Raw genomic sequence first — 24,842 nt, forward strand, 5'->3', positions numbered from 1 at the left:
GGCGACACACCCCTGCGCACAGGACGAGCTGGGATGACGGTCCATCAAGACGCCGTTTTCCCGCCGTTCACTCTCAGGATCTCGCCGGTAAAGAAGCTTGCTTTCCCGGACGCGACGAACACGATCGCGTCCGCGATTTCTTCGGGCGTCCCCGCTCGTTTGAGCGGCACGCTCGCGAGGAAAACAGCTTTGCGTTCTTCGTTGCCGGTCAGTCTCTGCAGCATGGCAGTCTCTACCGGACCGGGCGCAACAGCGTTGACGCGCACGCCCGACGCGGCCCCCTCGATCGCCGCCGATCTGGTCAGGCCTTCCACTGCGTGCTTGCTGGCCACATAGAGCGACACGTTGGGCGCGCCGCGCGATCCCATCGTCGAGGAGATATTGACGATACTGCCACTGCGTTGCGCCAGCATCACGCGCATCTCGTGTTTCATGCTGAGTACGGTGCCCAGCACGTTGGTATCGAAGACGGCTGCATAGCGCTCGGGCGTCAGCTCCGTCACGGGTCCCGATTCGCCCTCCGTGCCCGCCGAGTTCACGGCCACGTCCAGCCTTCCGAAGCGTGCGACGGTCCGATCGACGAGTTCGCGCACCGAGTCTTCGAGGCGGACATCGGCCTGAACAAACTCGGCCTCCGATCCGAGCGCGCGCAGCTCGGCCGCAAGTTGCTCGCCTTCTTCCGCGCGGCGCCCGGACACCACGACGCGCGCATGCTCATGCGCAAAGGCAAAAGCGGCGGCCCGGCCGATACCCGTCAGCGCGCCGGTGATCAGTACAACAGGATGCTCGGACATATTCGTTCTCCAGTTATTCATCGATAACGTGGCGTTTGCGGCCAGCGCCAAGTTCTTTCAAGCCGGGTGCACAGCGTGCCGGCGACAGGACTCATGCTAAGGCGCATATCATTGGAGATAAATGGGCTGTGATTCCGAACATTCCGGACATCGCTGTCCGAACTGTCGAATCAGCGCCTCCACATGCGGGAACCATGAAGTCACAAAAAACTGTTGCCGGAATCGATATAGGCGGAGAGGCTAAGGGCAATCATCTGGTCATCATGCAGGGCACCCGGATCGTGTGGAACAACCCCGGCCGAGAAACGCCGGAGCAGATGCTCGAAAAATGCATCGAGTTCGATGTTGCTGCCGTGGGTATCGATGCGCCTTGCCAGTGGAGAATCGAAGAGACTGGAAGACAGGCCGAAAAGATGCTGGCCAGAATGCGCATCTCCTGTTTTGTTACGCCGACACGCGAACGACTGAGCCAAAGCCGGTTCTACGATTGGATGTTCAACGGGGAGTCCGTGTACAAGGTCTTCGTCGAGCGCTTTCCTCTTTTGAATGACGTGTTCGCGATCGGGAACCGGGTTTGCTTCGAGACGTTCCCCCACGCCATCACGTGCGCCCTTCGCGGCCGGGAAGCCACATCGGCGAAGGCGAAGAACATTCAGCGCCGGGAGACCCTCGAAAGGGCGGGCGTTGAAACCCGGCCGCTGAGAAACATCGATGAAGTCGATGCGGCGCTGTGCGCGCTGACAGCGAATTTCCTGCTCGAGGGATGGGTCGACGTCTATGGCGACAGTGCAGGAGGGTTCATTGTCGTCCCATCCTCAACCGCCAGTAGCGGCAATAAATGATTCAGGAGAACTTGTGCATCTGATGCGGCATTCGACATTGTTATTGTTATTGGCACTGGCTGCGCTGAGCGTAGTTGACGCCCGGGCGAGCGACATTTCGTGCGCGACCACGCAGCAACCCGCCGAGCGTGTCATCTGCGACCACGCCATTCTGAACAACGAATACGAAGATATCGTTTCGCAACAGCAAACCATGCTGAGCGCCGGGAAGCTTTCGCCTGGCCAGCTATCCCAGTGGAGACAGTCACGCAACGCCTGTACTGACGTCCACTGTATCGATACGGTATTTGCGCAGTGGAACACCACGGTGCGGGCGATTGCTTCTACCCCCAGCGCTGCAGTGGCTCCCGAGATTGCATCCGCGAGTGCGTCGGCGCCCGTTGGACCGGACCCCGATGCCGTACCATCCCCTGCGTCCGCAGCAGTTGCAACATCGGACTCGTCCGTGGTGCAGCGGGGAAGCGCCGCAGGCGTTGCGTTGCCTCAGCCGGTTGCGAGTCAGACCTCTGCGCCTGTGGCGGCATCCGCCGCGTCAGATGCAAGCGAATCCCGCAACGGAATCGGCATAAGTGGAGGCATGAGCAGTGGCGTGATGGCCGCAATACTCATCGCGATCGGATGTGGTGCGTTCGTCAGTCGGCGAAGGAAGAACGTTCGGCCTACCCGGAAACAATGAAGACCTTGCCAGTCGAAGCACGGCGGAGCAATGCAGCGTACCCGCGCAAGACGTTTCTCGCCGTCAGTGTTCGCCATAGGGCAATCCTCTGCCACTGACGCGCCGCCAAACCTTAGTCCACAAGAGACATTCTTCAACGTTCGCGCCTGGCCTGCGCAAAGCTCATGGCAATTGCGCCGGTTCGGTGAGGCTGGTGTGTTCTATTCGAAGCATCGCGGCCACCCGTTGCAATCGCCTCACGCCGAACCATCGCAACAGCAATTGCAGCGTCGCTTTGAGCGAGTCTCGTCTTTGGGTGGATTTTGGTCATATCGTCCTTCCTGCGAAGAACCCATTGGACCGCTGCCGCCGTGATCCGTAAAATGAATGTTTTGATCGATATCATTACTCTGCGGAATGGAACTCAAACTGCTCCGTGCGTTTTTGACGGTCACTGAATTGCGCCATTTTGGTCGCGCTGCAGACGCACTGCATGTCAGCCAGCCGGCGCTCAGCAAGCAGATCGCGGCGCTGGAGACGGTGCTCGGCGGCCGCCTGTTCGAACGCGGCCGTCACGGCGCCGACCTGACGGCATTCGGAGAATCTTTCCGGCCAGGTGCGTTGTCATTGATCGGCGAAGCCGATGACCTGCTGATTCGCGCGCGCGAAGCAAGCAGCGGCCAGCGGGGACAGTTACGGGTCGGCCTAGGGTTATCGGTGCTTACGGTGGCGCCGCAATGGCTCGCGAGCTTCCGGTCCATGAATCCAGGTGTCGGCGTGACGGTGAAAGACTTGTCGTCGTTTGATCAGACACGGGCACTGCTTTCGGGCCAACTCGATGTCGGGTTCTTGCGACTGCCGGCTGACCGCGGATTGGCATTCGTGCCGGTGCTGGCCGAATCGCTGATCCTCGCCGTTCCGGAGCACGCGAGGTGGAAGCGCTTGCCGGCGGACCTGAACAAGCTCAATGCGCTGGGCATCGTCGCCCTTTCACGCGGTATTGGTCCCGGACTCGCCGCGCAAATCAAACAATGGTGCGCAAGTCGCAATTTCATTCCGCGCGTGATCCAGCGGGCCGATGACATCCAGTCTGTTCTTGCAGCCGTTGCAGCAGGTGTGGGCGCGGCATTCCTGCCCTCAGGTGCGCAATATCTACTGCGCGACGCGACCATCATTGCCTTGCATGACAGCCAGACCAGATGGCAAGTCGGACTTGCGTGGAACACCATGCGTAGCGATCCGGTCGTGGACAATTTCGTCGCCCATGTCCAGAAGTCGATCGAGAATCCGTTGTAAGGGCGGTGGCCGCTTACGGCCCAGCACTTGCTCCGATGACATTGATCGAAGTTGCTAAATGCTGGCGTAATCGGCCTGACTTCGTCGGATCGGCGTGAAGCAACGGCGCCGACCGCTTTTCGTTGTTCCGGCATATGCATTAACATCGATACCTGAACGTGTTAAATGCAATGTGTCCCGACCAGACGTGCTGGTTTCGATATTCCGTTGTCTAGAGAGGAAGGCGATCGTGGCAAATGAAAAAATGTTGGCGCAAGTACGTGAAAAGCAGGGCTTTTTCGCGGCCCTGGACCAGAGCGGCGGGTCCACACCCGGCGCCCTGAAGCTATACGGCATCCCGGAGACTGCATACAGCAGTGACGCCGAGATGTTCAAACTGATACACGAGATGCGGGTGCGCATCATCACTGCGCCCGCCTTTACAGGGGACAAGGTCATCGGGGCCATCCTGTTCGAAGCAACCATGGACGGACAGGCGCTCGGCAAACCCGTTCCAACCTTCTTGTGGGAAGAGCGTGGCGTGGTGCCCTTCCTGAAGGTGGACAAGGGCCTGGAAAACGAAGCCGACGGCGTGCAACTCATGAAGCCGATTCCCGGGCTCGACGAGCTGCTCGCCCGCGCCGCGAAGCTCGGTATCTGCGGCACCAAGATGCGTTCAGTCATCAAGCTGAACTCGCAAGCGGGTATTGCTGCGATCGCCAGGCAACAATTTGCGGTGGGAGAGCAAATCTCCGCACACGGCCTCATTCCGATCCTGGAGCCCGAGATTTCGATCAAGAGTCCGGACAAGGCTGGAGCGGAAGCCACCCTCCTCGCGGAACTGACCAAGGGCCTCGATGCGTTGCCGGAAAATCGTCAAGTCATGCTCAAGCTGACAATTCCGGACGTGGCGGACTTTTATCGTCCGCTGATCGAGCACCCGCGCGTCGCCCGGGTGGTTGCGCTTTCCGGAGGCTATGCGCGAAGCGATGCGTGCGAACGGCTTGCTTCGAATCATGGAATGATCGCCAGCTTCTCGCGGGCTTTGATCAACGAGCTCAAGGAACAAATGAGCGACAGTGAATTCGACGAGACGCTCGCGACTGCTATCGACGAGATCTATCAGGCCTCCGTCGAGAAAGTTTGATGCAACTTTGAGAGGGCGGCTCCGGGCTCGCATGAACGAGCCTCGAATCGCCTGATACGGAGATGCTGTTTTGCGCGGGCCACGGCTATCAAAGCTCGTGGCCCCGCATGTCACGAATCGCCCCCTCCCGTTTGCATGAAGCACTGAATGCCCCCTTCGCCGATCCTTCAGCGACGCTTCAGATCGCCTCTGATTCGCGCACCGTATCAAGTAAAAAGCAGTACGGGCGGCCTCAGCCAAGCGGCGAGTACGCTTCCGGAATGCAGATCGTCGATGTCGCCCTTGCAATCTGTTGCGGACCGCCTTTCGGTGGCCACAGGCCTTCGGCGTAATGGCGTGCACGCAGCGCAGCGCGTTCCTCCAGGCTGGAGAATCCCCAAATATGTGTGATCCGGGGCGAGCCATCCAGCGCATACATATTGATCACCAGATGCCGTGTGTAGTCGTGAGCCGGACCGATTGCCTGCTCCCAACCCGCCAAGGTTGGCGGCAGACCACCCGGCTTCAGATGGTAAGTCCGGAATTCATAGAATCGCCCGAATGAGGAACGCTCGACGTCGGGCAGAAACGGGAAACGCGCGTACTGCTCCGTGATCAACCGGCTCGATGGATCGTCGACACCGAATGGACGGGCGCTCATCAGCGCGCGCAACCGTTCCCGTTCGAGCGCCTCCGCGGTCTCGAAGCCACGCAGCAGCTTGATCTGGAAGAGTTCACCGATCTCCGTGCGCCACGCGCCCAGGAGCTGGCCTTCTCCATCCAGAACCCAGTTGTGCGCGCCGGCAGAGACCGCGTCTTGCTCCATCGGTGGGCTGGAGAGTGTAATCAGTTCATAAAGCATGATGTCTTCCTTGACTAGGCGGCTGCCGCGCCGCGGTAAGGCCTGCGCGCAGGCCGGCGAGTCAGAACAGCGATGCCAACTCGGGCGGCGGCTGCTTGCTGGATTGATCGACCAGCATGCCGAAGAGCGGATCCCACTCTTCGATCGTAAGCCCGCAGATCAGGTCTTCGCGGGAAAACGGATCGCCCTTGACCATCGCTTCCACTTCCTCGCGATTCTCAGCCCGCATGATCAGAAAGCCTGCACGCAACGGGGTTGCTTTGAGCGGTCCGGAAGCCAGCAGGCGGCCCTGCGCGATCAAGTCCTTGAGATAAAGAGCGTGTTCGAGAACATGCTGGTTCCAGCGGTCGCCGTCGGGATGTTCCATTTGAACGATGTAAATCGGCATATCGAAAGCCCCTTGGAATGTGGACTGTCCGCCCGAACCGGAGGTCCGGGATAAGTCTATCCACCTTAATTGACTATTGGCGGATGATAAATAGGCGTACAGTTTCCGATTTCACAACTGGGAGTTGTCAGTGCTCGATCGACTCACCAGCATGGCGGTCTTCGTACAGGCAACCCAGACGGGGTCATTCGCCGCTGCAGCCGACAAGCTTGGCATGTCGCCGCAAATGGTCGCCAAGCATATCGCTGCCCTGGAACAGCATCTTGCGACCCGCTTGCTGAATAGGACGACCCGCAAACAGAGCCTGACGGAGTTCGGCCGCGCCTATCTGGAGCGGTGCCAGACCGTGCTGGCGGAAGTGGACGCAGCCGATGCCCTGGCCCAAGCCGTTCAGGTCAAGCCTCAAGGCCGCTTGCGCATCAGTGCGCCGGTGACCTTCGGTCGTCATGGCCTGATACCGGCGGTGACGCAGTTCCTGCGAGATTTCCCGGAGGTGGAACTTGAACTGACGCTATCGGACCGACTGGTGGACCCTGTCGAAGAAGGCTACGAGGCCATCGTGCGAATCGGGCCAATCGATGAAAACCTGCCGATGGTGGCGCGTCCGCTAAAGCCATATCGTTTGGTCGCTTGCGCATCGCCGGCCTATCTGAGCGAACATGGAACGCCGCTGGAACCCGCGGATTTGGATCGCCATGAGTGCGTGTTATTCGCTCCATGGCCAACGGACCTCAACCATCGGTGGCGCTTCCAGCAGGGCGGCCGCGAAGTCGAGGCGACCGTTGGGAGCCGCTTGAGTATCAACGATTGGGGCGCCATTCACAGCGCTGCCCGAGACGGTTTCGGTATCGTGCTCGGGTCTGAGCATGCCGTGGCAGAGGATCTGGCGGCAGGCCGGCTGATTCGGGTGTTGCCCGATTTCGAAGGGCCATCCCGCCCCATGCATCTGCTCTATGCAGCGGACCGGCGCATGACGCCGAAACTGCGTTGTTTCGTCGACCGGATGATCGGAACTTTCGGAGATGGCTAAAAGAGCATGTCATCTCGAGAGTAGCTAAAAGCAAAACTGCGAAACGGTACGAGGGTGATTGACGAGGAAGAAATGAGAAGCTAGCGGGAACGATTTTTGTTGGTCCAAGGCAGGTCCACTCCGCATAAGCATCATGAAAGCTACCATTTGTGACCACTACCAATTGCCCGAAGGGCATGAAGAAATCCACCGGTTCACGTTCAAGCTGGAAGAAGGTGGGAGTCATGCGCCGTCGGAAGAGACTATCTCGTTACGAACCGCGAAAGTGATCGTGTCTCATCTCGAGGACGGCAACGCGCTTATACAAATGCTCCGCGCCGTAGCGAATGCTCACCCGGTCGACTATGACGGACTCATCGGCCGGGTATTCGAGGACGCATTCGTCAAGGACGGGCCCAGCGAACGCATGACCGATCACGGTCTGGCATTCAATAACGCTACGAAGGCCGAATCGGCGCGGCGCTGAATCCGAATGCGAAGTACAGTCAAAACTATTGGCCGACCGCCGCCCAGAGCAACGAAATGCCTGATGACAGCATCAGTCCATCGACCAGAAGCCTGAACGTGGACGGTTGCATCCGGACCACGACAGACTTGGCGAAAAACGATCCTGTCATCAGTGCAGCGCCCGCCACCAGACCCTTTACAACGATTCCGACCGGCAGCGCGCCGAACTCCTTGAACGCCGCGATCTTTGCCGCATAAACCCCCAGCGATCCGGTCGCTTCCGTCGCGAGAAAGGCGCCTTTTTCGAGGCCGTACGACGTGAACACCGGAACGGTGATCGGACCCGTCGACACGACAATCCCTGTCAAAAAGCCGACGGGGCCTCCGATCAATGCCAGATCCCACAGGGTGAACTTGATGGAGCGGCGCGCGAGCCAGCGCCGCGTCGGAATCATCGCAACGAAGAAAACGCCGAGCGCAATATCGACAATGCGCGCAGGGAGCGCCAGCAGCGTGTGAACGCCCAACGCCGCGCCGGGGATTGCGGTTGTGCAATAAGCCGCGCAGGCCTTCCAGTCGATCTCACGCCACCATGCGACTACCTTGCCGAGATTGCCCATCACCGCTCCGATCGCCATGATCGGCACGGCCTGCTGCGGCCCGAAGAACAGGACGAGAACCGGCATGAGCATCATCGACGACCCGGTGCCGATAATGCCGCTGAGCATGCCGGCAGCAACGCCGACGAGCAGAACAAGTACGTAACCCATCGCGGCGTTTTCTTGGAAGGTTGAAATTGGTCGCCGCTCGGAAGCGTACCGTGAGCTGCACCTCCGCTTCGGGAAAATCAGTCCAAAGGTGGAACGGCCCCTTCAGCCAGTGTCTTGAGCAGGCGTGTACGACGTCGTTCGAGGTCTTCTATCTGGCGCTCGATCGAGGCCAGTCGCTTGCGCTGGGCATCGGAGGTCTCGGGGCACGAGCCCGCGCCTTCGATCATGCGCATGCAATCGGGAAACGAGCGGATATCAGCGAGGCTGAAGCCCGTCGCGATCATGCGCTGGATTTGCCTGACCTGGGTGACGGCTGCAAGCGGGAACGCCCTGTAGCCGTTGCTGGCGCGAACCGATGTCAGGAGGCCATGTTCGTCGTAATGGCGGATCGAGCGCACGCTTGCGCCAGTCTCGCGAGCGAGTTCGCCAATGGTCAGCAGATCGTGTTCGATGGATTGGATCATGAAAAAGCATAGCACTTTTCGCTTGACCCTCACATCAGTGTAAGGGTTCAAGGTGCTCCCATGTCAACGATCATGGAGCAACCCGAATGTCGCGCAACTTCTTTAGTCACACGCTTTCCGCCCTGCTGGCAGCAGTCGCCGCGCTTGCGATGTCATCCGCCGCTATCGCAGATACAAAAAACTATTCGGTCACCGCGCCGGACGGCGTCACCCTTGCCGTCCAGGAGTCCGGCGATCCGGCCGGGCCGCCTGTCGTGCTGATCCACGGCTTGCTGGGCAGCCGCCTGAACTGGAATGGACAAGTCGACAGCGCCGACCTCCAGCGGTATCGCATCATCACGTACGATTTGCGCGGTCACGGCCTGTCCGGGAAGCCGACTGAAGCCGAGGCGTATTCCAACGGACGCCTTTGGGCGGACGACCTTGCAACAGTGATCAAAGCGTCGCATGCAAGCCGTCCCGTGCTCGTCGGATGGTCGCTGGGTGGCGCGGTCGTATCGAATTACCTGGCGGCATATGGCGACAGCCAGATTGCCGGAGCGGTTTATGTCGATGGTGTGATCGAGTTGAAAGCGGACCAGATCGTGTCTCATCCGGAGGTTTATCGCGACATGACTTCTCATGATTTGAAGACCCATCTGGATGGCGAGCGCACCTTCCTCAGCCTGTGTTTTCACACGCAGCCCGACAGGTCCACAACCGAGCGCCTGCTCGCCAACGCGGCGATGGCGTCGTGGACCATGCAGAGCGCAGTCCAGTCCATGACGGTCGATGCGTCCGGCGGTTTGAGCAAAACCACGGTGCCCGTCCTGCTGCTGTATGGCGAACGCGACGCGCTGGTGAATACGAAAGGCGCGATTGCACGGGCAAAGGAACTCGATCCGCAGGTTCAAATCAAGTTGTACGCGAATTCGGGACATGCGCCTTTTATCGAAGAGCCGGATAGGTTCAACCGTGATCTGGCCGCTTTCGTCGATACCGTCGCGCGTCACTGACTCGACACCGCAAACGTGAGGAACATATGGCATACGAACTTCCCCCTCACCATTCGCTTGAGTCTTTCCCGGGATTGTCCGGTCTGCAAGTCGACGCGGGAGGTGTGTCGTTCAGCGGCGTGACCGGCGGCTCGGGACCGGCAGTGCTTCTGCTGCACGGGTATCCGCAAACGCATCTGGCATGGCGGTACATTGCTCCGCAACTGGCGCGTTCATTCACTGTCGTTGCGCCGGATCTGCCCGGGTATGGCGACAGCAAGACGGGCGCCGATACTCCACGCTGGACCAAACGCCGGGTCGCCGAAGCACTTACCTCGATGATGAAACAGCTCGGCCACGCAGAGTTTGCCGTCGTCGGCCACGACAGAGGGGCGCGGGCCGGATACCGGCTGGCGCTGGATCATCGGGATCATGTGACTCACTATGCGTCGCTCGCCGTGGTTCCGACGCTCGATGCATGGGACGCCGCCGACATGCGCTTCGGGCTGGCCAATTTTCACTGGTTCCTGCTGGCGCAACCGTTCGATCTGCCGGAGCGGCTGCTGTCGGCTGATCCCGATGCGTTTATCGATGCTGCTCTAGCCAGGATGGCAGGCGGAATCGATCATATCGATACGGTTGCCCTCAGCGCCTACAGACGGGCCTTTCGAAACCCGTCGGTGCGACGTGCGATGTGCGAAGACTATCGCGCTGCAGCGCATGAGGATCTCGCGCACGACACCGCCGATCGTGCAGCCGGAACCATGCTGTACTGTCCGGTCCTTGCCTTGTGGCCCGATTCGTTCGGCGGGGAACACTCACCGCTCGACATCTGGCGGCGCTGGGCAAGCAATGTCAGCGGCAAGGCACTTCGCGCGGGTCATCTTCTTCCGGAGGAGTGTCCGGGAGAAGTCACGGCGGAGCTTCTTGCGTTTCTCGGGGGTCGTTAGGTTGGTGGCGCAAAGACGCGCCGGGATCGATCTGATCGAGCAGATACCGGGCGCGTAAAGCAATGACGCGCCCGGAATCCGCCAGAAGTTCTAGCCCCGCTCGCCACCTAACCCATCACCTTGTCCAGCGTGATCGGAAGATCGCGAATGCGCTTGCCGGTTGCATTGAAGACCGCGTTCGCGACGGCCGCGCCCACCCCCGTTATGCCGATCTCGCCAACGCCGCGGGCGCCCATTGGCGTGTGAGGATCGGCTTCCTCGCTCCAGATGATGTCGATCTCCGGCACGTCGAGATGAACCGGCACGTGATAGTCGGCAAGCGATGGATTCATCACCCGGCCGGTTCTCTCGTCGAACTCGGTTTCCTCCATCAGGGCAAGTCCGAGGCCCATGATGATGCCGCCGCGAAACTGACTGGCGGCGGTCTTGGCGTTGATGATCCGTCCGCAATCGAACGAACCGAGGAAGCGGCTCACCCGGGTCTCGCCGGTAATTGCATTGACCCGTACCTCGCAGAAGAGCGCACTGTGGCTATGCATGGACCAGTGCTGCAGTTCAAACGGCATCGGCGCCTCTGCCTCGACACTGACTTCGTCGAGCTTCGCGCGAGCCAGTATGGCACCGTAGCTCTCGAACCGGCTTTCATCTTCCAGCGCACAGAGACCGCCGTCGCGACCGCCCACCTCGTCGGGTAACAGGCCGGAGAGCGGCGAACTGTTGCCGGCGAACCGGAGCAGTTCCCTGACGAGCTTGTGATGCGCCGCAATCACCGCGGCCCCGATCGCTGCCGTCTGCTGCGAACCCCCTGCCAGCACCACGCCCGGCAACCTGGAGTCGGCGTACTCAAAGTCGATATCGTCCATGGTCAACCCTAGGCGGTCGGCAGCCACCTGCGTCTGAGCGGTCGATGTACCCATGCCCATCTCGTGCGCGGCGATGCTTACAGTAGCGCGCCCTGCCTGGGTCAACGTGATGCGTGCCGCGCCGCCGGGCATCCGGTAATACGGATACGTGCCCGTGGCGCAGCCCATGCCGACAAGCCAGTCGCCCTCGCGCCTTGCGCCCGGCTCCCGGCGCGCGTCCCAGCCGAATCGCTCGCGGCCGGTCTTCCAGGCCTCGACGATCCCCCGTTGAGAAAACGGAAGCCCCGTCGTCGGATCTTTTTCCGGCTCATTCCTGATCCGCAATTCGATGGGGTCCATGTTCATGGCGTGAGCGAGCTCATCGATGCCGGATTCAAGCCCGAAGGTGCCGACAGCCTCGCCAGGCGCCCGCATGAAGGTATTGGCCGTCATGTTCATTTTGACGGTCTCGACGTCGAGCAGAAAGCTTCGGGAAGCATAGGCGCTCTTGGCCGGCAAGATGAAGGGCTCTGGCATATTGTTGTGCGGAGTCATCGCGACCGTGCCGGTGTGAATCAGGGCGTCCAGGGTGCCATCGGCCTGAGCCCCGAGCGCCACGCGCTGTTCAGTGAGCGTACGGCCGCCGACAATGCGGAACACGCCCTCCCGGGACACCATGATCCGCACGGGCCGCTGTGCCAGTTTCGCAGCGGCCGCTGCCAGCACCTGATGCTGCCACACCGTTTTCGATCCAAAGCCCCCCCCAACGTATGGCGAAGTGACGTGGACATTCTTCTCGTCCACACCGAACACCTGCGCGATGGTCCACGCTTCGTGCGCGACTGCCTGCACGGTGTCGTGGATGCGCAGCTCATCGCCCTTCCACACGAGCGTCGCTGCATGCAGTTCTATAGGGTTGTGGTTGTGCCGAGGGGTCGTGTAGCGCACGTCGATCTTGTGCGGTGCTGCGGCCAGCATGGCCTCGGCATCCTTGATCTCGAGCTTGAGCGGCTCGCCCTGGAAAAGGCCGGGCTCCGAACCATTCGCCTTTGCCGCATCGAGAGACGTTACGCCATCGCTTGCCGCTTCATAGGTCACGCGGATCAGGGACTGCGCGTGGTCCGCCTGCTCCTGGGTCTCGGCCAGCACCAGCGCGACCGGCTGGCCATTCCAGTGAACCTGGTCGTCCTGCATGATCGGCACGTCATCGCCGCCCGCGGCCTTTTGCTTGGTCATGAAGGCTGGCATGGGCTGGAGGCGAGGCGCGTTCCGGTAGGTCATCACCAGTACCACACCCGGTGAAGCTTCCGCGGCGGCGGTATCGATATCGACAATGCGCCCACGCGCGATGGACGAATACTTCAGCGCCGCGTAGGTCATTCCTTCAAGCGGAAACTCGGCAGCGAAGGTCGCGCGGCCGGACACCTTCAATGGGCCATCGATCCGGCTTATCGATGCACCGATCAGGCCGTGCTTGTGTCGAATCAGCGGATCTGGCTTGCCGCCGGGAATGAAGCTGTCAGGGGCGAGTGCGATGGCCTTTTTCATCACCGCTTGCATGGCATCTTTGAGAATAGGCATTAGCGGATCTCCTGAAGGGCTGTCAATTTGACCAGCGTGTCGGTGATCACGCGCTGAGCCAGTTCGATCTTGAAGGCGTTATCGCGAAGACCGCGAGCGGGAGCAAGCTCCGCCTGCGCCGCCGCGCGGAATGCCGCCTCTGTCGCGGGGGCGCCCTTGAGGGCCGCCTCGGCTGCATTCGCGCGCCACGGTTTGTGCGCAACGCCACCCAGCGCGATACGCACTTCCTTCACAACGCCATCCTGCACTTCCAGGACCGCAGCCACCGAGACGAGCGCAAAGGCATAAGACGCGCGATCACGCACCTTCCGGTAGCTGGAACGCCCCGGCAAAGCGGGCGGCAAGGTTACGGCGGTGATCAACTCGCCGGGCTCCAGCACCGTTTCGATCTGTGGCGTATCACCGGGCAGTACGTGGAAGTCGACCAGCGGAATGTCGCGTGCGCCGCCGGGACCTTCGACGGTTACTACCGCATCCAGTGCAGCCAGCGCCACGGCCATGTCCGACGGATAGGTGGCGACGCAGGCATCGGAGGCGCCAAGGATGGCGTGCATGCGGTTGAAGCCCTCCATGGCGTCGCAGCCCGTTCCGGGCGAACGTTTATTGCAGTGCGCCGCGTCGTCATAGAAGTAACCGCAGCGAGTGCGCTGCAGGAGGTTGCCGCCGACTGTGGCCATGTTGCGGATCTGGGCCGAAGCACCTGCCAGAATGGCCTCGGACAACAGCGGATAACGCTCGCGCACGATCCGGTCAGCCGCCGCTGCCGTGTTCCTGACCCCGGCGCCGATCCGCAGGCCGCCGTTGCCGACAGCTTCTGTTGCACACGAGAGTCCGGTTATGTCGACGAGTACCGCCGGATGCTCGATAGTCTCGCGCATCAGGTCAACGAGATTGGTTCCTCCGCCCAGGTATTTGGCGCCCGATTGAGCGCCAAGCGCCAGCGCCGCTTGCGAGTCCGAAGCACGTTCATAGGTAAAGGGATTCATCAGGCGGCCTCGCGCGTGCTGGGCTCGGCCTTGTCGGCACCGAACGTTTCCTGGATCGCATCGACGATACCGTTATAAGCGCCGCAGCGGCACAGGTTGCCGCTCATTCGTTCGCGCAGCTCGGTGTCAGTGAGTTCAAAGCCCTCCGCAGCCACGTCGTCGCTGACATAGCTCGGCACGCCGCGCTTCAATTCCTCGACCATGCCGACCGCCGAGCAGATCTGCCCGGGGGTACAGTAGCCGCACTGGAAACCATCGTGTTCGACGAAGGCGGCCTGCAGCGGGTGAAGCTTGCCCGGTTCGCCCAGTCCTTCAATCGTGGTGATTTCGCAATCTGAATACTGCACCGCCAACGCGAGGCAACTGTTGATACGTGTCCCGTTGACGAGCACGGTGCACGCGCCGCACGCGCCCTGATTGCAACCCTTTTTTGCGCCGAACAGGTGACGCTGCTCACGCAGCAAATCGAGGAGCGATGTCCTCGGGTCGAACTCCAGCTCTAGCTCGTTGCCGTTGATGACGAAGTGCATGCTTGTTCCCTCAAGTTAGGGATTACGTCGTGGGGTGATGTCTGCCGGCCGTAACGTCGAAGAACCGATGTCGGGCGGCTCGGGGCTTGGCGGGGCCGGGGGCGATCGCCGGGAGCCGACGGTGGAACCACACCGGCTGATCGATACTGCCACCCAAGCTTTCGAACGCAGCAATTCCCGGGCCTTGGCGTGCTGGATGGCGTTCGCAGCCAAGGCGCGTCAAAGGCGGCTCTAATCAAACCGATTCTTGGCGCAAGGATGCCGATTCGTCGTCCAGTATGCGACCTATACTAATTCCAAGAACGTAACCGGCTAAAACGCACAACTTTCCCGCGATTTTCGAACCCTCTGCCTGGAGCTTTGAATCATGGATCCGTTGACATCGGCATTGCCCGCAGCGTTCAAGGCTGTCCAGATCGATAGTTTCGGCGGTATCGGTTCAATGCAATACCGGAACGTCCCGCTCGAACGCCCTGCGGCAGGTCAGGTTCTGCTGCGTGTCGCGGCTGCCGGAGTCGGACCATGGGACGCGTGGATCCGCTCGGGCAACAGCGTCTTGCCCCAACCGCTTCCTCTGACATTGGGTTCGGACATTGCCGGAACCGTCGTGACCACAGGAGAAGGGGTAAGCGGATTATCGGCAGGAGACGATGTCTTCGGCGTGACCAATCCAAGATTCACGGGTGCATATGCCGAATACGCGCTTGCGGATGCGGGCATGATCGCGCGCAAACCTTCCACGCTGAGCTTCGAGGAAGCGGCGTCCGTGCCCGTCATAGCAGTCACGGCGTGGCAGATGCTTTTCGAACAGGCACGACTGAAGAAAGGCGACCGGGTTCTCGTATTGGGGGGCGCCGGCAACGTCGGCGCGTTTGCCGTTCAACTGGCCCGCCGTGCAGGCGCCTTCGTTATAGCCAGTGCATCGCACCGGGATGCGGACCGTGTGATGTCGCTTGGCGCAGATCAGGTGTTTGATACCCGCGAACAATCATTCGATGAATACCGGCATTCCGTCGATGTCGTGATTGACTTGATCGGCGGGGAGACGCTTGACCGTTCCTTTGAAACTGTCAAACCTGGGGGCAAGGTGGTATCGGCTGTCGCTGAACCCAATGCCGAGCGGGCAGCGGCGGCTGAAGTAAGCGCGAACTTCATGTTGGTCAGGGTCAACACTGCAACGCTTATCGCGCTTTCCGAGTTGCTGGAAACGGGAGCGCTCAAAACACGTGTTGGTGAAGTTCTGCCGTTGCCGGAGGCTCGGGTAGCTCATGAGATGCTTGAGGGCCGCAAGCATGCGCCGGGGAAAATCGTGCTTGTTCCGTGACACCGGCATTGAACCGCTGACGAAATACGCATCAATTCGTACTGTTTCACTATTTAGGTTAACGAAGGATATCGCGCCGACTGAAAGTCGCCATTGGCTCGCATTGTTGCATCGCAACTTACCTAAAACCTGGAGGTCGCCAAATGACGATCAATACACTTGTATCGGCCGCGGCGTTGGCGGCGTCGATGGCAATCATCCCTGCCGCTGCGGTCGCGCAGAATGAGGACCTCGTGCGCGAAACCATCACGCCTGCGTTCGCGGATGCGCTTCCCAACGTGCCCGGCAAGACCATCTCCGCGATCGTCGTCGATTACCCGCCCGGCGCCAAGTCCATTCCACACCGTCATGGGCAGGCCTTTGTTGTAGGCTACGTACTCCAGGGCCAGATTCGCAGCCAGTTGGGCAATGGCGCGTCCCGTGTCTATAACGCCGGCGAGCATTGGACTGAAGCGCCCGGCGTTCATCACACCGTCAGCGAAAATGTGAGCGCTTCCGCGCCGGCAAAATTGCTGGCCATCTTCGTCGCCGATACAAAGGACAAGAATCTGGTCATCTGGGACAAGAAGTGAATCTTCGTTCCGTGGTGTGCCTTGCCCGCCTCGGCTCCTGCAAAAGGGCAGTTTTATTCAATACACGAAGAGAGCTTGGCGCCACGGATGTTTCCCCCGGTCTTGGATAAGTCACGCAATGTTTGACAACGAACGCCGCCCATGCAGACACGGCGCCGGACGATTCTATCGTGGGTCATCAATGCCCCTCTCGAATCAATCGAGCGTTCGACTTCGGCATACTACTTCTCTGAAGCAGCGCATCGGCGGTCTGAAGCGCTTTATGAAGCCCTTTATGAAGCGCCTGATAAACCCCAATCCGATGCGATCAAAACCTTTGAGCCAGGGAGAAAAGATGAAAGTCCAAGGTAGTTGCCATTGCGGTGCAATCGCTTACGAGGCCATCATCGATCCACAAAAGGCCGGCGTTTGCCATTGCACCGATTGCCAGACGCTCTCCGGCGCGCCCTTTCGGGCGAGCGTTCCCGCTGCGGCCGAAGACTTCCGGATCTTGCGCGGCCAGCCGAAGATCTACATCAAGACGGCCGAATCCGGTTCACGACGCGCCCAGGCCTTTTGCGCCGATTGCGGCACACCGATCTATGCCTCGGCCGCCGATAACCCCACCCAGTTCAATCTCCGCCTCGGCGCGATCGCGCAGCGCGCCCGCATCCCCGGGCTAAAGCAAGGTTGGTGCAGCTCGGCGCTTGCGTGGGCGCGGAACATTGAAGATCTGCCCGAATCGTCGCAACGCTAAAATCCGGGCGATTGGCGCCTGGAAACACACCAGAAAGCTGCGGTACTGGGCGACGGCTTGGTCGCCCAAATTACGCTCATCGAACGGCCGATGCCCGCCTCAGGGCAAAATACGGGTTTCGCGGCCATAACGCGCCCCGGCAATCTGCCGGTGGCGCGCAGCTTGCAATCGCATTACCGAACCGGAAAACGCCGCCGGGCTCCGGGCCTTTGTCCCTGCCGGCGCAAAAGGACAGCCGCGGACAGCCAGTCCCGGCGCGTTCGTCGAAGAGCACATCAGGAGTCGTTTATGAGTGATTTGAATGCGTCGTTCCTCAGCAGGTTTTCTCTCGCCGTGGGAACGTTCTTCGCCATTTTGGGCGACCGCGAAGTCGCAGCCGGCGTGCGCCGCGTGCGCAACGGCGAAACCGTAGCGCCGGCGCCCACCGCAGCGCCAACGCCGGCACCAGCGCCCGCCCACGTCGTCCGGACCATAAAAGAAGCCACCCCTGACGCCGCCCTCCAGCTTCTCGGCCTGCTGCAACGCGATGCGCGTTTTATCGATTTCATCGAGGAAGACGTGGCCGCCTATTCCGATGCCGAGATCGGCGCGGCCGCGCGCCTCGTGCACGACGGCTGCCGCACGACCCTGCGCGAACATTTCAGCATTCGCCCGGTGCGCACGGAGGCCGAAGGCAGCCGCGTGACGCTGCAGGACGGCTTCGATGCCACCGCCGTGCGTCTCACCGGCAACGTGGTCGGACAAGCGCCGTTCAGCGGCAACCTGAGCCATCGCGGCTGGAAAGTCGATCAGGTGCGCCTGCCGAAGCTGACGGAAAGCCACGATGCATCGGTGATCGCACCAGCCGAGGTGGAGTTATGAGCGACGCACGATATTCGATCGGCATCGATCTGGGCACGACGCATTGCGCGCTGTCGTATGTCGATCTCACCGCGAGCGAAGGCGAGAAGACCACGCAAAGCGTGTTGCCGATCACGCAACTCACCGGGCCAGGGGCGATCGAAGAACTCGAGTTGCTGCCGTCGTTTCTGTATCTGCCGCATCCGAGCGAATTGGCTCCCGGCGACCTGAACCTGCCGTGGACCGCCGAGCGTGATTTCGCTGTCGGCGAACTGGCGCGAAATCGCGGCGCGGCGACGCCGATCCGGCTGGTATCGAGTGCAAAAAGCTGGCTGTGCCATCCGGGCGTCGACCGGCGCGCGGCCATTTTGCCCAACGACGCGCCGCCCGAAGTCACGCGCGTCTCGCCGCTCGAAAGCTCGGTGCGCTATCTGACGCATCTGCGCGAAGCGTGGAACCACGCCCATCCCGATGCGCCGTTCAGCGAGCAGGAAATCACCGTCACGATTCCCGCCTCCTTCGATCCCGCCGCACGCGACCTGACCGCCGAGGCGGCGGAGGCAGCGGGTTATGGCCGCATGACCCTGCTTGAAGAACCGCAAGCCGCGCTTTATAGCTGGATCGAGATGAGCCAAGGACAGTGGCGCAAGCAAGTCCGGGTCGGCGACGTAATCCTTGTCGTCGATGTCGGCGGCGGCACCACCGACTTCTCGCTGATCGCGGTGATCGAACGTGAGGGGAATCTCGAGTTGCACCGGATCGCAGTGGGCGAGCACATCCTGCTCGGCGGCGACAACATGGACCTCGCGCTCGCCTACGTGGTCGCGCGCAAGCTCGCGACGCAAGGCACGCAGCCCGACGCATGGCAACTTCGCGCGCTCACTTACGCGTGCCGGTCGGCCAAGGAAACGCTGCTCACCGATCCCGCCACGGAAACCGTGCCGCTCGTCGTGCCAAGCCGCGGATCGAAGCTGATCGGCGGTTCGATCCGCACGGAACTCACACGCGCGGAACTCACGCAGACCATTCTGGACGGCTTCTTCCCGCAAGCCGACCGCGCCGACCGGCCGGTAAGCCGTGCGCGAGTGGGCCTTACGCAACTCGGTCTGCCGTATGCGCAGGACGCCGCCATTCCGCGCCATCTCGCCGCATTCCTGGGCCGTCAGGTCAATGCGCTCAACGAGATCGAAGGCCTGCAGAACACGCTTGCCGAAGGCGCCAGTTTCCTGCATCCGACCGCCGTGCTGTTCAACGGCGGCGTATTCAAGTCGGACCTGCTGGCCGGCCGCATTCTCGATACCGTCAACGGCTGGCTGACGGCCGAAGGCACGCCGCCGGCCCGTTTGCTCGCCGGTGGCGACCTCGACCGCGCGGTCGCGCGTGGCGCGGCGTATTACGGCTACGTCCGTCGCGGCAAGGGCGTACGGATTCGCGGCGGCACGGCGCGTTCGTACTACGTCGCAATCGAATCCGCGATGCCCGCCGTGCCCGGCATCGAACCGCCCGTGCAGGCGTTGTGTCTCGCACCCTTCGGCATGGAAGAAGGGACCGAGGCCGCGTTGCCGCCGCAGGAATTCGGCCTCGTTGTCGGCGAGCCGGTGCATTTCCGGTTCTTCGGTTCATCGGTGCGCAGGCAGGATCAGGTCGGCACGTTGCTCGATTTCTGGGGGCCTGAGGAATTGCAGGAACTCGAAGAAATCCAGGCGACCCTTCCAACCGAAGGGCGCACTGCTGGCGAAGTCGTACCCGTCAAGCTGCACGCACGGATCACCGAAGCCGGCACGCTCGAACTGGAAGCCTTGCCGCGTGATTCGGGCGAGCGCTGGAAAGTCGAGTTCGATGTACGCGCGAACGCAAACGGCTAAGTGCCGATAAGCGCCAATGAAGCGACGTCAATGAAGCAATACATCGTCGGGATCGATCTCGGCACGAGCAATACGGTCGTGGCGTATGCGGACGCCTCGACCAAGGACGGGGCGAAAGCGATCCGCGTCTTCGATATCGACCAGCTCGTGAGTCCCGGCGAAGTCGCGGCACGGCCGCTGCTGCCATCCGCGCGATACCACCCGGCGCCGGGCGAGCTCGATCCCGACGACCTTCGACTACCTTGGGGCGACGCCAACCCGGCCGAAGGTCCGCAAGCGGTGATTGGCCGGCTTGCGCGTACGCTCGGTGCGCAAGTGCCGGGACGGCTCGTGGCGAGCGCCAAAAGCTGGTTGTCGCATGCATCGGTGGATCGCGTTGCGCCGATCCTGCCGTGGGGCGCGCCGGATGACACAGGCAGGATCTCGCCTGTTACGGCGAGTGCGAGTTACCTGGCGCACGTGCGCGCCGCGTGGAATGCACATTTCCCGCACGCGCGCCTCGAAGACCAGGACGTGGTGCTGACCGTGCCCGCTTCCTTCGACGACGGCGCCCGCGCCCTCACTCTGGAAGCGGCCCGAATAGCCGGCCTGCCGGGATTGCGCCTGCTCGAAGAACCGCAAGCGGCGTTCTACGACTGGCTGTTCCAGCATCGCGCCACGCTCGATACCGAGTTGGCCCACACCCGTCTCGTCCTCATTTGCGATGTCGGCGGCGGCACGACCGACCTCACGCTGATCAAGGTCGAGCTGAAGGACGGCGAGCCGGAGCTGACGCGGATCGGGGTCGGCAATCATCTGATGCTCGGCGGCGACAACATGGATCTCGCGCTCGCGCATCTCGTCGAAACGCGGATGGTGACCGCGCCTGCCCGTTTGTCTGCGGTGAGTCTGTCGCAACTGGTCGAGCGGTGCCGCGCCGCCAAGGAGCAGCTTCTGGGTGCGAATGCGCCCGAGACCCTGTCGATCACGCTGCTTGGCGCGGGCTCGCGGATGATCGGTGGCGCGCGTTCGGTGGAAGTGACGCGGCGGGAAGCCGGGCAGATCATCGTCGATGGATTTTTCCCGCTGGTTGCATCGAGCGAGCGGCCGCGGCGTTCGCGCAGCGCGATCGTCGAATTCGGACTGCCCTATGCAAGCGATGCCGGAATCACGCGGCATATCGCGGCGTTCCTGAATCAGCACGCGGCGCAATCGCGCGATGCGCTGGGTTCGCCCGTAGCCGAAGCCGGAGCCGGAGCCGAAGCGGATACTGAAACGCTGCCCGTCCCCGATACGCTGCTGCTCAACGGCGGCGTGTTCCGCGCGCATGCGCTCGTCGAGCGTCTTGCCGATACCCTCGGCTCGTGGCGCGGCAAACCGCTGCATGCGCTGCACAACGACAACCCCGATGTCGCCGTCGCACGCGGCGCCGTGGCATATGGACTTGCGCGGGGTGGAATCGGACCTCGCATCGGCGGCGGCGCGGCGCGCAGCTATTTCCTCGTGCTCGAAGATGAAAGCGGCGGCGAGCGCAAAAACCAGCAAGGCATCTGCCTCTTGCCGCGCGGCACGGAAGAAGGCCGTGAAGTATTTTTACAGGATCGTGTATTCACGCTGCTGCTTGGACATCCGGTGCGGTTTCATCTGGTTTCATCGACGGGAGACAGGGCCTATCAGCCTGGCGAGCTCGTCGATCTTTCCCAAAGCGACTTCGTCCGCCTTCCGCCCATAGCCACCGTGGTCCAGCCGCGCTCGGCCAAAGGTCCGCGCGAGACGCCGGTGCAGCTTTCGGCGTCGCTGACGGAGGTCGGGACGCTGGAGGTGCATTGCATCGACGAGGCGGACCCGTCAAAGCGCTGGCAGCTCGAATTCCAGCTACGCCGCGAAGCTTCAGCCGGCACCACGGTGGGAGAAGTCCTCCATCCAGCGTATGAAAAAGCCATCGAGCAGATCGACCGCGTATTCGGCGACCGTGCCCACAATGTCGACCCGAAGGAAGTCAAGCGCCTGCGCGCGCAACTCGAACATCTGCTCGGTCCGCGCGATACATGGGACAGCGCGCTCCTTCGCGAACTGTTCGGCGCGCTGTGGGAACGCGCCCGGCGGCGGCGGCGTTCCGCCGATCACGAGCGCCTGTGGCTGAACCTCGCCGGTTACTGCCTGCGCCCGGGTTTCGGTTATCCGCTCGATGAATGGCGCGTCGAGCAACTCTGGTCCCTTTTCGATGACGGCATCCAGTACCTGAACGACGCCCAGGTCTGGTCCGAATGGTGGACCTTGTGGCGCCGCGCGGCGGGCGGCTTGGGCGAGGCCGAACAAGTCGCCGTGCTCGATGCCGTCGACTACGTGCAGTCCATCGCCGCGTCGCGAACGAAAACCAAGGCGCCCTTCGATGCATCGAAAACCGGTTACGCCGATATGGTGCGCCTTGCGGCATCGCTTGAACGCGTGCCGGTCGCGCGAAAGATCGACGCCGCGCAAAAGCTGTTCGCGCGGCTCGACAAGCCATCCGGGAACCATCAGGGATGGTGGGCGATCGGGCGCATCGGCGCGCGCCGGCCGTTCTATGGCAGCGCACATGGCGTGGTGCCGCCGGATATCGCGGCGCAGTGGCTTGAACGAATTGTCGCGCTCGACTGGAAGAAGGTCGAACCGGCCGCGTTCGCCGCGGCGCAGATCGCGCGTTTGACCGGCGACCGTTCGCGCGATCTGCCTGAAGACCTCCGGGTGCGCGTGGTTCATCGGCTGGACAATGCGGGCGCGCCAAAAAGCTGGGGCGAAATGGTCAGTGAAGTCGTGGAACTCGATAACGCCGACGAAGGCCGCGTGTTCGGCGAATCGTTGCCGCCGGGATTGAAACTCGTCACCAGTAGGTGAAGATAACGGCGCTTTTATAATCGCGGCTTCCCAACCCGCGACCATTCCTATCATGAGACTGCATGGCTGGGCATTCCCCGCAGCCGTTCTGCTTTGCGCTTCGCCGGCATTTGCACAACAGATCCCGCCACACGACGAATTCTTCTGGCTTGGCGAAATCAACAAGGCGACCGTTGTCATCAACACGGACGAAGGCCTGCTCGACAAATCCATGGCCCCGCGTCTCGCCGCGGGCGTGGCCAAGGTGATCGCGGATGGAAACCAGCCCGGCGCCAAGCGCCCGAAGACGGTGATCACGTTCGAGCCGCTCCTCATCAAGGCCGCGGGCGAGGACATCACGCTGCTGCACGCCGGACGTTCGAGCCAGGACATGCACGCCACCTACCGCTCGGCCATCCTGCGCGACGACCTGCTCAACCTTGCCGACCAGCTCAACACGACGACCGCGACCATCGTGCGTCTCGCCGATAAGTACAAGGCCACCGTCGTGCCGAACTACACGAACGGCGTGGCCGCCCAGCCCAACAGCTACGGCCACTATCTGCTCGGCTTTGTTGCAGGCCTCGACCGCGATGCACAGCGAATCCGCGAAGCGTACAAACGTGTGGACCGTTCATCGATGGGCACGACCGTCCTGAACGGCACAAGCTGGCCGCTGGACCGCGAGCGCATGGCGAAGTATCTCGGCTTCAATGCAATCGTCGATAACGCCTACGACGCGTCGCAGATTTCTTCCGTCGATGAACCCGTCGAAGCCGGCGCGATCGTCACGAGCGTGGCGCTGCATACCGGCAGTTTCATCGAGGACGTGATGACGCAATACGCCGAATCGCGTCCGTGGATTCTGTTGCAGGAAGGCGGCGCGAACACGTATGTCTCGAGCGCGATGCCGCAAAAGCGCAATCCGGGACTGCTGATCCGCACGCGCACGGATGCATCGACGGCGATATCGCAGGCCGAGGGCGTTGTCATGCAGGCGCATAACCTGCCGCCCGGCATGAGCGATGCGAAGGACGTGAAGGCGAATACGGAGATGATCGAAAGCGGTATCGACGCGCTCAAGGGCTGGAACGAAGTGATGAATTCGCTCGTGATCAACCCGGAGCGCGCGCTCGAAGAACTCAACAGCGACTGGACCGCATCGCAGGAAGTTGCCGATATACTCATGCGCAAGTACAAATTGCCGTTCCGCGTCGGCCATCATTTCGCGTCGAACGTCGTGGAATATGCGCGGCAAAAGGACATCAAGCCGCTCGACTTCCCTTACGCCGATGCACAGCGCATCTACACGCAGACGGTCGCGGGCACACCCTACGCCGGCGATCTGCCAATGAGCGAAGCGGAGTTCCGCTCGACGCTCAACCCGGTGGCGATCGTGAACAACCGCGCGACCACGGGCGGGCCGCAGCCCGTCGAAATGGCGCGGATGCTAAAAGAAGCGAATGCGCGCGTGGCCTATGAGGACACGTGGATCAAGGACAACCGCGCGCATATTTCAAGTTCGCTTGCCCGGCTCGACACCGACTTCAGCAAGGTATCCGGTCAGTGACCAAAGAAAACATCGCATTGCACTGAACCGCCCACGCATTGGCGCGGGCGCGACATGCTGCTCGTGGCGCTGCGTGTATCGGGCATGCCGCCATACGATGTGTCGGACGTGGCCTGCGCCGAGGTGTTCGCGTCGTGCAGGACGCCAGCCTGGCCGCTCGGGCGAACCTGGGGCCGGGAATATTGCTGGATGTCCTGTGCGACAGCGCTTCCCGACATTGCAATCAGCAGCGCGCTGCTTAGAAAAAACAAACGGGTTTTCATTTCGATGCTCCTCGAAACCAGGCGCGTCACCCGGGAGCTTTCCTGAGCAGCTCGCCACTTTTCTGTATGTGCTTCGCCAAATTGTCGCAGGGCAGACAGGCGTGAAGTGAAGTCAAGTAAAGCGGTAAGTGCGCCCTGCACATTGAGTTATAGGCCGCGCATGGTCGATTTCACAGGGATTTGCACATTTGCCGAGTCAGGACTCCGCTTCGCGGCACCCTGCGTAAGTAGGGCTGCGCCAAGCGCCGCGCTCGTCTATTCTGAAGATGACCGTTCGTGGCGCGCTCATTGCTCTTGTCTTCCCGAGCGCTCGAACCTGAC

24 protein-coding genes are annotated in these 24,842 nt (G+C 61.6%); 15 read left to right on the forward strand and 9 right to left on the reverse strand.

Annotation, left to right across the window (positions count from 1 at the left end; genetic code table 11):
- Nucleotides 1-44: 44 nt before the first annotated feature.
- Entirely contained in the window at nt 45-794 is a 750-nt protein-coding gene (locus AXG89_RS35475) for an SDR family NAD(P)-dependent oxidoreductase (protein ID WP_062001399.1), read from the reverse strand.
- Nucleotides 795-988: 194 nt separating this feature from the next.
- On the opposite strand from AXG89_RS35475, the gene AXG89_RS35480 reads away from it, so the two are divergent.
- The 4 genes from AXG89_RS35480 to AXG89_RS35500 all read left to right on the forward strand — a co-directional run bounded on the left by AXG89_RS35480 (nt 989) and on the right by AXG89_RS35500 (nt 4,713).
- A complete protein-coding gene (locus tag AXG89_RS35480; protein ID WP_075358106.1) occupies nt 989-1,636 on the forward strand; it encodes a DUF429 domain-containing protein in 648 nt (215 codons plus the stop codon).
- 22 nt (nt 1,637-1,658) lie between these two features.
- Nucleotides 1,659-2,312 carry a hypothetical protein gene (locus AXG89_RS35485; RefSeq protein ID WP_075358107.1) on the forward strand — a complete coding sequence of 218 codons (654 nt, stop codon included), beginning with the start codon at nt 1,659-1,661 and terminating at the stop codon, nt 2,310-2,312.
- Between the two features lie 396 nt (nt 2,313-2,708).
- On the forward strand, nt 2,709-3,587 hold the full coding sequence (locus tag AXG89_RS35495) for a LysR family transcriptional regulator (protein WP_075358109.1): 879 nt from the start codon (nt 2,709-2,711) through the stop codon (nt 3,585-3,587).
- Between the two features lie 229 nt (nt 3,588-3,816).
- Nucleotides 3,817-4,713, forward strand: coding sequence for a fructose bisphosphate aldolase (locus tag AXG89_RS35500; protein ID WP_062001395.1), 897 nt, complete (start codon nt 3,817-3,819; stop codon nt 4,711-4,713).
- Between the two features lie 232 nt (nt 4,714-4,945).
- Here AXG89_RS35500 and AXG89_RS35505 read toward each other — a convergent pair whose 3' ends face one another.
- Nucleotides 4,946-5,554 carry an NIPSNAP family protein gene (locus AXG89_RS35505; RefSeq protein ID WP_062001394.1) on the reverse strand — a complete coding sequence of 203 codons (609 nt, stop codon included), beginning with the start codon at nt 5,552-5,554 and terminating at the stop codon, nt 4,946-4,948.
- A gap of 61 nt (nt 5,555-5,615) precedes the next feature.
- The gene (locus tag AXG89_RS35510; RefSeq protein WP_075358110.1) at nt 5,616-5,942 is read right to left on the reverse strand and encodes a YciI family protein; all 327 of its coding nucleotides are present in this window, start codon (nt 5,940-5,942) and stop codon (nt 5,616-5,618) included.
- A gap of 130 nt (nt 5,943-6,072) precedes the next feature.
- Here AXG89_RS35510 and AXG89_RS35515 point away from each other — a divergent pair, with 130 nt between their 5' ends.
- The gene (locus tag AXG89_RS35515; protein WP_172811981.1) at nt 6,073-6,972 is read left to right on the forward strand and encodes a LysR family transcriptional regulator; all 900 of its coding nucleotides are present in this window, start codon (nt 6,073-6,075) and stop codon (nt 6,970-6,972) included.
- Between the two features lie 133 nt (nt 6,973-7,105).
- Nucleotides 7,106-7,438, forward strand: a complete 333-nt coding sequence (locus AXG89_RS35520; RefSeq protein WP_075358111.1) for a hypothetical protein — start codon at nt 7,106-7,108, stop codon at nt 7,436-7,438.
- Between the two features lie 25 nt (nt 7,439-7,463).
- On the opposite strand, the gene AXG89_RS35525 is transcribed toward AXG89_RS35520, so the two are convergent.
- Together AXG89_RS35525 and AXG89_RS35530 are read right to left on the reverse strand one after the other, a co-directional pair.
- The gene (locus AXG89_RS35525) at nt 7,464-8,189 is read right to left on the reverse strand and encodes a sulfite exporter TauE/SafE family protein (RefSeq protein ID WP_062001390.1); all 726 of its coding nucleotides are present in this window, start codon (nt 8,187-8,189) and stop codon (nt 7,464-7,466) included.
- A 77-nt stretch (nt 8,190-8,266) separates the two neighbouring features.
- Nucleotides 8,267-8,653, reverse strand: coding sequence for a MerR family transcriptional regulator (locus AXG89_RS35530; protein ID WP_062001389.1), 387 nt, complete (start codon nt 8,651-8,653; stop codon nt 8,267-8,269).
- Nucleotides 8,654-8,739: 86 nt separating this feature from the next.
- Here AXG89_RS35530 and AXG89_RS35535 point away from each other — a divergent pair, with 86 nt between their 5' ends.
- Both AXG89_RS35535 and AXG89_RS35540 read left to right on the forward strand, forming a co-directional pair.
- Nucleotides 8,740-9,648: an alpha/beta fold hydrolase gene (locus AXG89_RS35535; protein WP_062001388.1), complete on the forward strand. Its 909-nt coding sequence runs from the start codon at nt 8,740-8,742 to the stop codon at nt 9,646-9,648.
- Nucleotides 9,649-9,674: 26 nt separating this feature from the next.
- On the forward strand, nt 9,675-10,577 hold the full coding sequence (locus tag AXG89_RS35540; RefSeq protein ID WP_075358112.1) for an alpha/beta fold hydrolase: 903 nt from the start codon (nt 9,675-9,677) through the stop codon (nt 10,575-10,577).
- 107 nt (nt 10,578-10,684) lie between these two features.
- Here the strand turns inward: AXG89_RS35540 and AXG89_RS35545 are convergent, their stop codons facing one another.
- From AXG89_RS35545 to AXG89_RS35555, 3 genes are read right to left on the reverse strand one after another with little or no spacing between them, the layout of a single operon-like run.
- The gene (locus AXG89_RS35545; RefSeq protein ID WP_075358113.1) at nt 10,685-13,000 is read right to left on the reverse strand and encodes a xanthine dehydrogenase family protein molybdopterin-binding subunit; all 2,316 of its coding nucleotides are present in this window, start codon (nt 12,998-13,000) and stop codon (nt 10,685-10,687) included.
- A complete protein-coding gene (locus AXG89_RS35550) occupies nt 13,000-13,986 on the reverse strand; it encodes an FAD binding domain-containing protein (protein ID WP_062001385.1) in 987 nt (328 codons plus the stop codon). Before AXG89_RS35550 ends, AXG89_RS35545 begins: the two co-directional genes overlap by 1 nt.
- The gene (locus tag AXG89_RS35555) at nt 13,986-14,516 is read right to left on the reverse strand and encodes a 2Fe-2S iron-sulfur cluster-binding protein (protein ID WP_075358114.1); all 531 of its coding nucleotides are present in this window, start codon (nt 14,514-14,516) and stop codon (nt 13,986-13,988) included. The genes AXG89_RS35550 and AXG89_RS35555 overlap by 1 nt, the downstream gene beginning before the upstream one ends.
- Before the next feature lie 367 nt (nt 14,517-14,883).
- Here AXG89_RS35555 and AXG89_RS35565 point away from each other — a divergent pair, with 367 nt between their 5' ends.
- From AXG89_RS35565 to AXG89_RS35595, 7 genes are all read left to right on the forward strand, one after another.
- On the forward strand, nt 14,884-15,840 hold the full coding sequence (locus tag AXG89_RS35565) for an NADP-dependent oxidoreductase (RefSeq protein ID WP_075358116.1): 957 nt from the start codon (nt 14,884-14,886) through the stop codon (nt 15,838-15,840).
- Nucleotides 15,841-15,983: 143 nt separating this feature from the next.
- Entirely contained in the window at nt 15,984-16,412 is a 429-nt protein-coding gene (locus AXG89_RS35570; RefSeq protein ID WP_062001383.1) for a cupin domain-containing protein, read from the forward strand.
- 118 nt (nt 16,413-16,530) lie between these two features.
- A complete protein-coding gene (locus AXG89_RS35575; RefSeq protein WP_236873663.1) occupies nt 16,531-17,148 on the forward strand; it encodes a GFA family protein in 618 nt (205 codons plus the stop codon).
- Nucleotides 17,149-17,436: 288 nt separating this feature from the next.
- Nucleotides 17,437-18,009 (forward strand): DUF2760 domain-containing protein, encoded by a 573-nt coding sequence (locus AXG89_RS35580; RefSeq protein ID WP_075358117.1) that lies wholly within the window; start codon nt 17,437-17,439, stop codon nt 18,007-18,009.
- Nucleotides 18,006-19,853, forward strand: coding sequence for an Hsp70 family protein (locus AXG89_RS35585; protein WP_075358118.1), 1,848 nt, complete (start codon nt 18,006-18,008; stop codon nt 19,851-19,853). Before AXG89_RS35580 ends, AXG89_RS35585 begins: the two co-directional genes overlap by 4 nt.
- A 30-nt stretch (nt 19,854-19,883) precedes the next feature.
- Nucleotides 19,884-22,709, forward strand: a complete 2,826-nt coding sequence (locus AXG89_RS35590) for an Hsp70 family protein (protein ID WP_075358183.1) — start codon at nt 19,884-19,886, stop codon at nt 22,707-22,709.
- Nucleotides 22,710-22,761: 52 nt separating this feature from the next.
- A complete protein-coding gene (locus AXG89_RS35595) occupies nt 22,762-24,258 on the forward strand; it encodes an argininosuccinate lyase (protein WP_075358119.1) in 1,497 nt (498 codons plus the stop codon).
- On the opposite strand, the gene AXG89_RS35600 is transcribed toward AXG89_RS35595, so the two are convergent.
- Entirely contained in the window at nt 24,252-24,521 is a 270-nt protein-coding gene (locus AXG89_RS35600) for a hypothetical protein (protein WP_075358120.1), read from the reverse strand. The two genes, AXG89_RS35595 and AXG89_RS35600, sit on opposite strands and share 7 nt — an antisense overlap.
- Nucleotides 24,522-24,842 lie beyond the last annotated feature (321 nt).

This window comes from Burkholderia sp. PAMC 26561, assembly GCF_001557535.2.
Lineage (GTDB): Bacteria > Pseudomonadota > Gammaproteobacteria > Burkholderiales > Burkholderiaceae > Caballeronia.